At 66.8% G+C, this 12,761-nt stretch carries 12 protein-coding genes; 9 read left to right on the top strand and 3 right to left on the bottom strand.

The features are described 5' to 3' along the window. Window positions 1-199 precede the first annotated feature (199 nt). Window positions 200-1,180: a hypothetical protein gene (locus AAW51_RS16700; protein ID WP_047195506.1), complete on the bottom strand. Its 981-nt coding sequence runs from the start codon at window positions 1,178-1,180 to the stop codon at window positions 200-202. A gap of 454 nt (window positions 1,181-1,634) precedes the next feature. Further along, entirely contained in the window at window positions 1,635-2,639 is a 1,005-nt protein-coding gene (locus AAW51_RS16705; RefSeq protein WP_238947615.1) for a LysR family transcriptional regulator, read from the bottom strand. A 55-nt stretch (window positions 2,640-2,694) separates the two neighbouring features. Here AAW51_RS16705 and AAW51_RS16710 point away from each other — a divergent pair, with 55 nt between their 5' ends. From AAW51_RS16710 to AAW51_RS16715, 3 genes are all read left to right on the top strand, one after another. After that, window positions 2,695-3,708 carry an NADP-dependent oxidoreductase gene (locus AAW51_RS16710; protein ID WP_047195508.1) on the top strand — a complete coding sequence of 338 codons (1,014 nt, stop codon included), beginning with the start codon at window positions 2,695-2,697 and terminating at the stop codon, window positions 3,706-3,708. Between the two features lie 73 nt (window positions 3,709-3,781). Further along, on the top strand, window positions 3,782-4,084 hold the full coding sequence (locus tag AAW51_RS29315) for a putative quinol monooxygenase (RefSeq protein WP_083438358.1): 303 nt from the start codon (window positions 3,782-3,784) through the stop codon (window positions 4,082-4,084). A gap of 191 nt (window positions 4,085-4,275) precedes the next feature. Beyond that, window positions 4,276-6,066, top strand: coding sequence for a thiamine pyrophosphate-requiring protein (locus tag AAW51_RS16715; protein WP_047195509.1), 1,791 nt, complete (start codon window positions 4,276-4,278; stop codon window positions 6,064-6,066). Between the two features lie 28 nt (window positions 6,067-6,094). Here the strand turns inward: AAW51_RS16715 and AAW51_RS16720 are convergent, their stop codons facing one another. Then, window positions 6,095-6,940, bottom strand: a complete 846-nt coding sequence (locus AAW51_RS16720) for a c-type cytochrome (protein WP_047195510.1) — start codon at window positions 6,938-6,940, stop codon at window positions 6,095-6,097. Window positions 6,941-7,054: 114 nt separating this feature from the next. On the opposite strand from AAW51_RS16720, the gene AAW51_RS16725 reads away from it, so the two are divergent. The 6 genes from AAW51_RS16725 to AAW51_RS16750 all read left to right on the top strand — a co-directional run bounded on the left by AAW51_RS16725 (window position 7,055) and on the right by AAW51_RS16750 (window position 12,755). Further along, window positions 7,055-7,387 (top strand): hypothetical protein, encoded by a 333-nt coding sequence (locus AAW51_RS16725; protein ID WP_047195511.1) that lies wholly within the window; start codon window positions 7,055-7,057, stop codon window positions 7,385-7,387. Window positions 7,388-7,468: 81 nt separating this feature from the next. Continuing rightward, window positions 7,469-7,897 (top strand): c-type cytochrome, encoded by a 429-nt coding sequence (locus AAW51_RS16730; protein WP_238947616.1) that lies wholly within the window; start codon window positions 7,469-7,471, stop codon window positions 7,895-7,897. Beyond that, window positions 7,894-8,832, top strand: coding sequence for a cytochrome c oxidase subunit II (gene coxB, locus AAW51_RS16735; RefSeq protein ID WP_053013652.1), 939 nt, complete (start codon window positions 7,894-7,896; stop codon window positions 8,830-8,832). Before AAW51_RS16730 ends, coxB begins: the two co-directional genes overlap by 4 nt. Then, entirely contained in the window at window positions 8,829-11,369 is a 2,541-nt protein-coding gene (locus AAW51_RS16740) for a cbb3-type cytochrome c oxidase subunit I (protein WP_047195512.1), read from the top strand. Before coxB ends, AAW51_RS16740 begins: the two co-directional genes overlap by 4 nt. Next, a complete protein-coding gene (locus AAW51_RS28265; RefSeq protein WP_053013653.1) occupies window positions 11,366-11,728 on the top strand; it encodes a hypothetical protein in 363 nt (120 codons plus the stop codon). The genes AAW51_RS16740 and AAW51_RS28265 overlap by 4 nt, the downstream gene beginning before the upstream one ends. 34 nt (window positions 11,729-11,762) lie before the next feature. Continuing rightward, the gene (locus AAW51_RS16750) at window positions 11,763-12,755 is read left to right on the top strand and encodes an SDR family oxidoreductase (protein WP_053013654.1); all 993 of its coding nucleotides are present in this window, start codon (window positions 11,763-11,765) and stop codon (window positions 12,753-12,755) included. Window positions 12,756-12,761: the final 6 nt, after the last annotated feature.

A 12,761-nucleotide genomic window follows, 5' to 3' on the forward strand; every position in this document is an offset into this window, starting at 1 on the left:
GAGTGGGTGCAGCATCGCGGTCCCCTTTTACTGATTTGTTCAGGGCCCATCAGCCTTCCTGGGCACGAGGACGCGTGCCGCCCCTGCTTTCGCGGCCCGGCATGCGTGCACCGCGCGGTGCACGCATTCAGCAATGGCCCAGGCGGCTCGATTGTTCCGTGTGCGGGCAAAGGCCGACGGGAAAGGCTACTGGATTGAATCAGTGCATGTCTTGTGGGGGGCACGCTCCCGTCTTTCGCAAGCGGGCCAGCAGGGTCAGAGCTGTCGCATCCCTTTCGACTTCAAAACGGATACCGTCCCTCATTCCCTCGGGTATCAGCTCCTCGAGGTCCTTTTCCTGCCTTTCGATCAACCGCCAGTCCCCCAGGTATTCAATCCACGCGCGATAGGGGTTTCCGATGCGGATGTTCGTGAAAAGCATTACCCCATCTTCACGCAGCAAGTGCCTAAAGGTTCTGTCGATCAACCTCGTGGCGTGCCGGTCCTTCAGGTAGTCGAAGAGACCTCCTGCAACCACCAAGTCATAGGGTGAGAACGCCTGGAGCCTTGCCACCGACCGGACGACGTCCCCATGGATCGGCTTTACGTTCGTGCGCACCAACTTTGAAAGCGAAGCGTCAAGCGCGGCCGCATCTGCGTCGTTGATCACAACGTTGCACCTGACCTCGGCATCGAACTCTTCTAGCAGTTGCAGATCATGAGACCCCCCGGCCGCCATCATCAGGATGTTCGCCGCTCTGCTGCCGCAGCGCTTCTCAGTGATCAGGATCTCCTTGGCCTGCGCCCTGATCTTGTTGCGATGCTGCTGACAAATCGGCGAATCGAGGATGTAGCGTTCTAGATGGTATTCCAGCGTGTCACTGGCCACCCGCACTTGCTGGCTCATCAAGTAGTCAATGGTCTCGAAGTCCCCGGCGTAGCCTCTCGGCCAAGTCTGCATCCGCTTGAAGAATGGGGACCGTGCGTGAATGGCGCGGACTGGAGCGAGACGATCGACAATGGTTTGCCTGTCGACGCCGGCCAGTTCCAGTGACTCGATGGCTGCGCACAAGTGATGCACCGCCGCCACGACTTGATGCCGTGAAATCGGCCAAGGGCCGTGGCTTGTTTGGTCAAGCAACAGGAAGCCATCGATCGCCGACTGGGTTTCGACCCAATGAATCTCGGTGCATGGGTTCATGGTGTCACCTCAGCGTCTCGTCGGCGCCCAAGCTCGATGTCGGTTTGTAAACTGGCCGTCCTCTGGCCCTTGAGGTCGCGTGAATCACTGATCTTACGGCGCCGCGCATCTCGCGCTGCCGACTGTCGACTCGTTCCTTCTCTGCTCTCGAAGTGCCCAGGCGGCGTTAGCAGGCGTAAGCTTCCCGGTCTAGTAGACATTCCAGAGCTGGAATTTGCCGCCGTTGTGATCCTGGGCAGGAACTGCGGCGGAAGCAGCCCTCCGCCGGCGCTCGTTGTATTCGAGCAGCCATTCCTCGGTAATCTGCTGCTCCTGCTTGATGGACCTGAACGGGTATGCGTCGAGACCTCGGTGCGGTAGGTACGGTTGAAGCGCTTGAGGTGGGCATCGTGATTGGGCTCGCCGGGCTCGATGACCGGACGTCAGCAATCGATGGACGCACCGTTGACTTCTTCTACCCCCTCTTACTCCCGGCGATCGTGGCATCCCACGGCGAGGCCGACGCGAACACCTCCTCAAGGAACGAGATGAAAGCCTTGACGTTCGGGCTTCCGCGTCGGCTCTCGGGCCAAACAGCAGTGATCGTCGACGTGTCGACCGAGAACTCGGTGAGGACGGGCACCAGCAGTCCCCGCTGGAGGTAGGGCGCTGCGATCCACGACGCCGCCATACCGATGCCGCCACCGGCGACGAGCACCTCCGCGACCGCGTCGCTGACGTCCACCACGATGGCCGCGTCCGGCGTGAACTCGATGGTGCGGCTTCCGACCTTGAACATCCACCGCAGCGTCTGCCCCGACGTTTGGTACCGGAAGTTGACGCAGTCGTGTTCCCTGAGATCTTCTGGCCGGCGCGGCGTCCCCCGCGCCGCAAGGTATGCCGGTGAAGCGAATGCGCTGAGTCGGATCGGCGCCAAGCCGCGCGAGATCAGATTGGAGTCGGCGAGATCGCCTATGCGTAGCGCCACGTCGATCCCTTCCTCGACGAGGTTGACGAACCGGTCATTCAGCCGGAGGTCGATGTTGAGCTTGGGATAGCGACGACGAAACTCCGGCAGCGCCGGCGCGAGCAAACGCGTTCCGATGGGCAGCGGCGCTGCGATTTTCAGCGTCCCAGAAGGCTCCGACCGCACCGCTGCCGCTGACTGCACGAGATCCTCGGCAGATCGCAGGAGGTGCAACGCCCGCTCATGCAACGCACGTCCTTCAGGCGTGAGGACAAGCGAGCGGGTCGTTCGGGTGAAAAGGCGCAGACCCAGTTGCTGTTCGAGGCGTTGGATGGTCTTGCTGACGGCCGAGGGCGAAACAGACAGCGATTGCGCCGCCGCCGTGAAGCTGCCGTACGACGCTGCGCGCGCAAACGCGACGATGCCGGTGAGGCGCTCCAGGCTGATTTGTTCCGTCATGGCACTTAACAAGTGAGCTTTGAACGGATTATCAAACGAACGGCGAATGTCCACACTTCTATCCGAGGACAGCACGGGGTGCTGCACCACTTGTGATGAAGGAACTGCGATGACGACTGAAACGATGAAGGCAATTCGGGTCCATGAGTTTGGGGGTCCGGAGGTGCTGCGCTACGAGGACACGCCGGTACCTGGACCGAGGCCGGGCGAAGTTCTCATTCGCGTGCATGCCGTGGGCGTCAATCCGCCCGACTGGTATCTGCGCGACGGCTACCGCTCGCTTCCGCCCGACTGGAGGCCGCCTGTGCAATTGCCTGTCATTCCCGGGTCAGACGTATCGGGCGTCGTCGAGGCGGTCGCCGCAGACGTCGAAGGCTTTGCAGTCGGAGATGATGTTTTTGGCATGGTTCGGTTTCCGAGCTTTGGGGGGAGCGCCGCCTATGCCGAGTACGTTGCAGCCCCTGCCTCGGAGTTGTCACGCAAGCCCGCCGGCATCGATCACGTGCATGCCGCAGCGGCGCCGATGGCGGGACTCACCGCGTGGCAATACTTGATCGATCTTGGCCATAGCGAGCCGAACCCGTTCCAGGCCGAGAAGCATCGCCCCGTGCCGCTCGACGGCAAATCGGTGCTCGTCAATGGCGCCGCTGGCGGCGTGGGGCACCTGGCGGTGCAGTTGGCCAAATGGAAGGGAGCGCACGTCATCGCCGTCGCATCGAGCAAGCATGAGCGGTTCCTGCGCGACCTCGGCGTCGACGAATTCATCGACTACACGAAGAGTGCTCCCGAGGACGTGGTACGTGGTGTGGATCTCGTCCTCGATACCTTCGGCGGTCCCACGACGGGTCGATTCCTGCGCACACTGAAGCGCGGCGGCGCCTTGTTCCCGGTGTACCCCTTGGGCTTTTCCGGTGCCGACGAAGCCGCAAAGCTGGGCGTCACGGTCTCGGCAACCCAGGTGCGTTCCAATGGTTCGCAACTTGCCGAACTCGGGCGCTTGTTCGAACACGACAAGGTGCGTGTGGCCATCGACAGCACATTTGCGCTTGCCGATGCTCAAAAGGCTCACGAACGAGCTGCCCGCGGGCGGCTCCAAGGGAAGATCGTGCTCACGATCGCGTGATGACGAGGTGGCGGGAGACGCGTCGCTTTGTAGGACGCGATCTCGCGCCCATAGAAAAACAGGAGCACCAGGAATGATCGTACTAATGGGCCACGCTCACCTCGATCCCTCAGACGTGAATGAGTTCGTTGCCGATGTCCAAGCCATCATCCCCAGCACACGAGCTGCAGAGGGGTGCCTTTTCTACGCAGTTGCATTGGATGACGCGAGTGCCGGTCGCACACTGATCGTTGAGCGTTGGCAAGATCAAGAATCGCTGACAGCTCATCTCGACTCACCAAGGGTGTCGAACCTCCTGCAGAAATGGATGAACAGGGTAAGAGTCGATGTTTCGAAATTCGATGCTTCGAACGAGCGAACACTTCTCGATTTGTGAGCGGTCTGCACCAAGCCAAGAGCCCCGTTCGAGCGTGGCCAGTTAGGTCCCGGCACGAAGGCTGCCCGGCCTCGATGCGGTCCGCGGCAAGCGGCTTGTCGGGTTGGCCTCCCCCGACACTGCGAGGCCGGCTTCATCACGCGCCTGGCGGTGCGTGTCATCGACCAGACCAAACCCCAAGGGAGTTGACGATGAGCGACACGGTCAGCGATTTCCTTCTCCGGCGGCTGCATGCCTGGGGCATACGGCGCATCTTCGGCTACCCGGGCGACGGCATCAACGGCATCATGGGCGCGCTGGACCGAGCCGAGCGCTCGGGCCTCGGCCTCGAGTTCGTCCAAACGCGCCACGAGGAACTGGCGGCCTTCATGGCCTGCGGGCATGCCAAGTTCACCGGCGAAGTCGGGGTCTGTCTCGCCACCTCCGGCCCCGGCGCCATCCACTTGCTCAACGGCTTGTACGACGCCAAGCTGGACCACCAGCCGGTGGTGGCCATCGTCGGGCAACAGGCGCGTGCCGCTCTGGGCGGCGACTATCAGCAGGAGGTCGACCTGCTCAGCCTCTTCAAGGACGTGGCGCACGAGTTCGTGCAGATGGCGACAACGCCGGCCCAGGTCCGGCACCTGGTCGACCGTGCGGTCCGCATCGCCCGCGACCAGCGCACCGTCACCTGCATCGTGCTGCCACACGACCTGCAGGAGCAGAAAGCGGTCGAGGTCCCGCCGCGCAAGCACGGCACGGTGCACAGCGGCATCGACACCTCCGTGCTGCACGTGGTCCCGGCCGAGAGCGAATTGCGGCGCGCTGCCGACGTGCTGAATGCGGGTCGCAAGGTCGCCATCCTGGTGGGGGCCGGCGCACTGCACGCCACCGACGAGGTGATCGAGGTGGCCGAGCGGCTCGGGGCTGGCGTCGCCAAGGCGCTGCTCGGCAAGGCGGTGGTGCCCGACGACCTGCCCTTCGTGACCGGCGCGATCGGCCTGCTGGGCACCCAGCCGAGCTGGGACCTGATGGCGGAGTGCGACACCCTGCTCATGATCGGCTCCTCCTTCCCCTACTCCGAGTTCCTGCCCGAGGAAGGGCAGGCGCGCGGCGTGCAGATCGACGTCGACGGGCGCAAGCTGAACCTGCGGTATCCGATGGAGGTGGGCCTGATCGGCGACAGCCGGCAGACGCTGCGAGCCCTGCTGCCGCTGCTGCAGCCGCGAGCCGACACCGGATGGCGGCAACGCGTCGAGCGCAACGTGGCGCGCTGGTGGCAGGTGCTGGAGGCCCGCGCGATGACCGAGGGCGAACGGATCAATCCGCAGCGCGCATTCTGGGAACTGTCGGCCCGCCTCCCCGGCCAGTGCATCCTCACCTGCGACTCCGGCTCCGCCGCCAACTGGTACGCGCGCGACGTGAAGATCCGCCGGGGCATGATGGCTTCGTTGTCCGGCGGCCTCGCCACGATGGGGCCGGCCGTCCCCTACGCCATCGCCGCCAAGTTCGCGCACCCGGACCGCCACGTCATCGCGCTTGTCGGCGACGGCGCGATGCAGATGAACGGCATGAACGGGCTGATCTCGATCGCCAATGACTGGCGCCAGTGGGGCAACCCGCGGCTCACGGTGATGGTCTTGAACAACGGCGACTTGAACCAGGTGACCTGGGAGCAGCGCGCCATGTCAGGCGACCCCAAATACGAGGCCTCGCAGGTGGTGCCGGACTTCAAGTACGCCGAGTACGCCCGGCTGCTCGGGCTCGGCGGCATCCGCGTGACCGCCAGCAAGGATCTCGGGCCGGCCTGGGACGCGGCCCTGCAGGCCGACGTGCCGACGCTGATCGAGGTCGTCGCCGATCCCAACGTTCCGCCGCTGCCGCCTCACATCACCGCTACTCAGGCCAAAGCCTACCTGTCGGCGCTGTGGCACCGCGACCCGGACGCCATCGACATGATCAAGAACTCGGCCCGGCAATGGTGGGCCACGATCTTCCCGTGAACGTGGCCGCCTGCTGGCATCGGCCGGCTCAATGCTCCAGCAGGTAGGCCGCCATCTGGCGCGCATGTTCCTCCGTCACGCCGAGATCCGGCATGGCGGTGAGCGGATCGACCCCGCGGGGGTGGCGTATCCACCGGACCAGGTTGTCTTCTGAGTTCGCCAATCCGCCCGGCAACAAGGAACGCCGCGCGAGCCCGGCCAGGGGCGGACCCAACTGGGTGTCAGATCCCGTCACGCCCGGGATGACGTGGCACGTGACGCAGGCGTACTGCCTCAACAACAAGCGGGCCTGCGCTGGAGAGCCCGGGTTCCCGCCGGCGGTTTCAGTGGCGTCGTTGGCAGGAGCCGGGCATTGTGGTCGCGGTGCGGCGGCGGCCACGGTGTTGTCATAGTCTCTTGGCGACATCTCCGGCAGAGCTTGGAGAAACGCCACCACCGACCACAGGTCCGCCTCGCTCAGCCGCACTTCCCAAGCAGGCATCCCGCTCATCTTGACGCCATGCTTGGTGATCCAGTACAGCTCCTCGGCCCGCCAGCGCCGCGCCGCGTCGATCAGCGGGCCGGGCAGCGGCTGCAGGCTCATCCCGATCGCACTGGGCGCGACACCCGGCCCGCCGTGGCACTGGACGCACAACTCGCGATAGCAAAAGGCGCCGCGCGAGATCTTGGCCGCGTCCCCGAGCGGAGGCGCCTTGATGTCACGCGAGCGCAGCACGACGGAGCGGCGCATGGCCGTCTCCAGCAGGCTGTAGACCGGCTGCGTGTGGCTGCTGGTGGCCGAGATGTCATAGAAGCCGCCCCAGACGACCCCTGCGGCCGCGAGGCAGGCGAGCACGAAGGCGACGATCAGGGTGACAAAGATGTTCTGCTTCATGTGCACGGTGCTTGCTCAGCCGATCGCAACAGGCAAGCAGCGGACCGGCCCCGCCCCTTGTGCCGGTCTCGCCGCCACCGAGGTGGGAACACACGTTGCACGTCGCGGCTGGACATGGACAACAAGCAAGGTCAGCAACAGCTCGATCAGGCGTTCGACACGTTGCAGGCAGAGAGCCCGGAGCGCGTCGCCCGCCTGATCCGTTGGCTGCGCAGCCCCGGATCCCGGTGGGTGCGGCTTCCGCTCGGCCTGCTGTTCATCCTGTCCAGCTTTGCCTGGTTCCTCCCCGTCGTCGGCATCGAGTTCCTGCCCGTCGGCCTCTTGCTGCTGGCCCAGGACATTCCTTTCTTGCGCAAGCCGGCCGCCCGCTTCCTGCTGTGGCTGGAGCACAAGTGGTTGTCTTTCAGGCACAGGCGACGCGAACGCAAGCGGCACCGGAATTCGTAACGCGCGTCCTCGCTCCCGTTCAGCCGCCTCGCTTTTCCGGGCCGCTGGGCAGGCGGGTACGACTTTTGATACGCGTCGGCCATGCGCTTTCATTCCTTGCCCTCACTGCGCGCCGCCTCCGGCTACGGCTTGCGCCGCCGCCTCTGGGCTGCGAGCGTGCTCGCGGTGATGGCCGCTTGCGCCGACGGGGAAGCGGAGGCCCCGGGGCAGCGCTACACCCGGGTCGAGGGCGGTGATGCTCAGCGGGGGCAGCGCCTGCTCGCCCAATACCAGTGTGGCAGCTGCCACGCCATCCCCAGAGTGCCGGGTGCGGTCGGCACGATGGGCCCGTCGCTGGAAGCGTTCGGCCGCCGCAGCTACATCGCGGGCCACGTTCCCAATGTGCCCGGCCCCTTGCAGCAATGGTTGCAAAACCCGCAGGCGCTGGTCCCGGGGACGCCGATGCCAGCCCTCGGTGTGTCCGCGGACGACGCACGCGACATGGCAGCCTACCTGATGTCGCAGCCATGACGCCGGGCGCCGCGGCTCGCGCCTCCGTGTTCCGCCCGGCGAGCGAGCAGGCGGCTGTGCTGGCCGAGGTGAGCTGGGTGCTCATCGTCCTGGTCGGCGTGGTCTTCATCCTGACCATGGCCGTGCTGGCCTATGGCTTGCGCTCGCGCAAACCTGCTGTGGCGACGGGCTGGTGGGTGTTGGGGGGCGGCATCGCGGTGCCCGTCGCCGTCCTGTCGGTGCTGCTGGTCTACAGCACCTGGCGGACCGAGCGGCTGGACCGGCCGGCCAGCGTCAGCCCGCTGGTGGTCTCCGTGATCGGCCGCATGTGGTGGTGGGAGGTGCGCTACCGCGACCCGCAGACGGGCCAGGAGCTGACGTTGGCCAACGAACTGCACCTGCCGGTCGGCCAGCCGGTGCAACTCGGCCTGAGCGCCGTCGATGTCATCCACAGCTTCTGGGTGCCCGAACTGGGGGGCAAGATGGACATGGTGCCGGGTCGGGTGAATCGCCTGATGATCACCGCGCGCCGGGCCGGCGTCTACCGCGGCCAGTGCGCCGAGTACTGCGGCGAACAACACGCTCGCATGGCGCTGCTGGTGGTGGTCGAGCCACGTGAGGACTACGAGCGCTGGCTGGCGCGGCAAAGGGCGCCGGCCGCTCCCGCTTCCAGCGAGCGGCTGCAGCGTGGCCTGCAGGCCTTCCGGGACAGCGGCTGCGCGGCCTGCCACACGGTGCGCGGCGTTTCGGACGGCGGCGGTCGCGGGCCGGACTTGACACACGTGGGCAGCCGCCTGACCCTCGGCGCCGGCGTGATCGGCAACGCCCCGGGCGCGATGGCGGCCTGGATCACCGGCGTGCAGGCGCTCAAGCCGGGGGCGCACATGGCCTCTTTCCAGCATCTGGACGCGCCCGAGCTGGATGCACTCGCCGCCTACCTGGACCACCTGCGATGAACGCCCCGCCTTCGCAGCTTCCGGCCGGCCCCGACCTGCCCAACCGCCTGCCCCGTCCTCCCGGCGAACTCGATCGGCTGCGGCAGGTGTGGGAGCTGCCGCGCGGCTGGCGCTCCATCACCGCGGTCAACAACACCTACATCGGCAAGCTGTACATCGCCACCGCGCTGCTCTTCCTCGTGCTGGCCGGCGTGCTGGCGCTGCTGATGCGCGCCCAGCTCGCCGTTCCGGACAACACCTTGCTGTCGCCCGGCACCTACAACCAGGTCTTCACGATGCACGGCACCGTGATGATGTTTTTGTTCGCGGTGCCGGTGGTCGAGGCGGTCGCGGTCTACCTGCTGCCCAACATGCTGGGCGCGCGCGACCTGCCGTTTCCTCGCCTGTCCGCCTACGCCTACTGGGCCTATGCCTTCGGCGGCCTCGCCTTCTTCTGCACGCTGTTCGTCGGCCTGGCACCGGACGGTGGGTGGTTCATGTATCCGCCGCTCACCAGCCGGGTCTACTCGCCCGGGCTGAACGCCGACTTCTGGCTGCTCGGCATCGGCTTCATCGAGATCTCGGCCATTGCGGGCGCGATCGAGCTGATCATCGGCATCCTGATGACCCGGGCGCCCGGCATGAGCCTCGGCCGCATGCCGGTGTATGCCTGGGCGATGCTGGTCGTGGGCCTGATGATCGTGTTCGCCTTCCCCGCGGTGATCGCCGGCACCGCCCTGCTCGAAATGGAGCGCGCGTTCGATTGGCCGTTTTTCGTCGCCGAGCGCGGCGGGGACCCGCTGCTGTGGCAGCACCTGTTCTGGTTTTTCGGGCACCCCGAGGTCTACATCATCTTCCTGCCCGCCGCCGGTATGGTGTCGGCGATGCTGCCGGCGCTGGTGCGGGCGCCTTTGGTCGGCCACCGCGCCGTCGTCGCCGCCCTGCTCGCGACCGGCTTCTTCAGCTTCGCGCTGTGGTCTCACCACATGTTCACCGCCGGGCTGGGCACGCTGTCGATGAGTTTCGTCTCGGCAGCCAGCCTGGCCGTGGCGGTACCGACCAGCATGCAGGTGTTCGCCTGGATCGCCACACTGTGGCGGGGCCGCCCCGTTTTCAACACCCCGACGCTGTTCCTGCTGGGCTTTCTGTTCACCTTCGTGCTGGGCGGGCTCACCGGGGTGATGGTGGCGATCCTGCCTTTCGACTGGCAGGTGCACGACACCTATTTTGTCGTCGCCCACCTGCACTATGTGCTGATCGGCGGCGTGCTGTTCCCGGTGTTCGCCGCGCTGTACTACTGGCTGCCGCTGGGCAACGGCCACAGCTTGAGCGAACGCTGGGGACGCTGGATCTTCTGGCTGGTCTTCGGCGGCTTCCATCTGGCCTTCTTCCCGATGCACATCGCCGGCCTGCTCGGCATGCCGCGGCGTGTCTACACCTACCCGTCAGGCCTCGGCTGGGACGGGCTCAACCTGCTGTCCTCCCTCGGCGCCGCAGCACTCGGCCTCGGCGTCGCACTGTTGATGATCGATGTCGTGCGAACCTCCCGGCGCGCGCACAAGCCGCACGGCGACCCCTGGCGCGCGCCCACCCTGGAATGGCTGCCGTCCGACAACTACAACACGCGCAGCATTCCCCAGGTCCACGAGCGTGATCCCCTCTGGCACCGCCCCTCGCTGGCCGAGGAAGTCGAGCGAGGGCAGCACTGGCTGCCGGGCACCGCCACCGGGCTGCGCGAAACGCTCGTGACGAGCCCGCTGCGCGCCGAGCCGCAACACCTCATCGTGCTGCCGATCTTCAGCTGGCTGCCGGTGGTCGGCGCCTTCGGGACGGCGGCCTTTTTTCTGCTGCTGACCGTGAAGTGGGTGGCCGCGGCCTTCGCCTTCGGGCTGCTGGCTGTGGCCTGCGTGCTGCGCTGGCTGTGGCAGACCGATCGCCTGCCCGCTCCCACCGATGTCACCGTCGCCGAAGGCGTGCGGCTGCCGGTCGGCGCCAGCGGCGTCAAGTCGCATTCCTGGTGGGCCACGGTCATCCTGCTGATCGTGGACGCCACGGTGTTCGCCTCCATGGCCTTCGCACACCTCCACGTCTCGATGCTCGCGGACGTCTGCCCGCCGCCGGGAGCCCGGCTGCCCTCGCTGTCCGGCACGCTGCTGCCCGTCGGCGCCTACCTGCTCAGTGCGGCGCTGCTCGTCCTCGCGGGACGGGGCCGTGGCGAGGCGCCGCTCGGGCGAGCCCGTGCAGCGTCGGTCCTCGCCGCCGGTATCGCCGGCCTGGCCGGCTTTCTCGCGCAGCTCCAGGCATATAGCGACGCCGGCCTGGCGCCGACCGAGCACGCCTGGGGGGCCACCGTCGCGGCCTTGCTGAGCTACCAGGGCTTCCACATCGCGCTGCTGCTCGTGATCGCACCGTACCTCTGCGCCCGCATCTGGGCCCGCCTCTCCACACCACGGCAGCGCGCCAGCTACGACAACTGCTCCCTGCTGTGGCTGGGGGCGTGTGCGCAAGGCACTGTGGTGGCAGTACTTCCGCATCTTGTCGCCGGGGTGATGACATGAAGGCGGCCGGCCTGCGTTCTCCGTTCTTTGCCCTGCTGGCGTCGGCGTCGCTGCCCCTGTGGGTCTGGGCGCTGTACTTCTTCGGCAGCTATGCCTTCCTGGCGCTCGCCTGCGACCAGCAGTGGCTGGAGGGTGTCTGGCTGGGCATGCGTACGCTGCGATGGGTACTGCTGCTCGCCGGCGGCCTCACCGTCGCACTCCTGCTCGTCCTGCTGGCGCGAGCCTGCTCCCGCACGCGGCAGGACACCGGGCGCCTGGCGCCCAAGGTGCGTCTCGCCAGCGCCCTGCTGGCCCTGGTCGCGACGGTGTGGACCGCACTGCCGCTGCTGTGGCTTCCGTCATGCCACTTCACTGCCTGAGGTCATCATGCATACCGCCACTTCAACGAAAGAGATGACCGCCCGACAGATCGTGGTGGTGACCGGCGCTTCGGCCGGTATCGGGCGCGCGACGGCCAAGGCCTTCGCGCAGCGCGGCGCACGCGTCGCGCTGTTGGCGCGCGGCCTGGATGGGCTCGAAGGCGCCCGCCGTGACGTCGAGGCGGCCGGCGGACAGGCGCTGGTGATCCCGACCGACGTGGCGGATGTGCAGCAGGTGGAGGCCGCGGCGCAGCGGGTCGAGCACGAGTGGGGGCCGATCGACGTCTGGGTCAACAACGCGATGGCCACGATCTACGCGCCCTGCGACCAGATCACGCCGGAGGACTTTCGGCGGGCCACCGAGGTCACCTACCTCGGCGCGGTCTGGGGCACCCTCGCCGCCTTGCGCTACATGAAGCCGCGCAACCGAGGCGTGATCGTGCAGGTCGGCTCCGCGCTCGCCTACCGCTCGATACCGCTGCAGGCGCCGTACTGCGGCGCCAAGGCGGCCTTGCGCGGGTTCACCGACTCGCTGCGGTCGGAGCTGATGCACGACCGCAGCGCGGTGGCGCTGACGATGGTGCACCTGTCGGCCTTCAACACACCTCAGTTCGACTGGGGCCGCACGACACTCGACAAGCAGCCACAACCGGTGCCGCCGATCTTCCAGCCGGAACTCGCCGCGGAAGCCATCGTCTGGGCCAGCGCGCATCCCCGGCGGGAGTTCGCGGTCGGCTTCCCGGCCGTCAAGGCCATGCTGGGCCAGAAGCTGGTGCCCGGCTATATCGACCGCATGCTGGCCGGCCAGGGCTATTCGGGCCAACACACCGACCGTCCGCTGCCGCCGGGACGCCAGGACAACCTTTACACCCCGGTGCCCGGCGACCATGGCGCGCACGGGCGGTTCGACGATCGCGCCAGGCTGAAGAGCTGGCAGTGGTGGTTCAACACCCATCGCTGGTTGATGTTGCTCGCATTCGTCGCGTTGGGGGTCGCCCTGGCTGCCCTGTTGGCCCGGTGGCTGTAGCCGCTA

The organism is Caldimonas brevitalea (assembly GCF_001017435.1).
In the GTDB taxonomy this organism is placed as follows: domain Bacteria; phylum Pseudomonadota; class Gammaproteobacteria; order Burkholderiales; family Burkholderiaceae_C; genus Caldimonas; species Caldimonas brevitalea.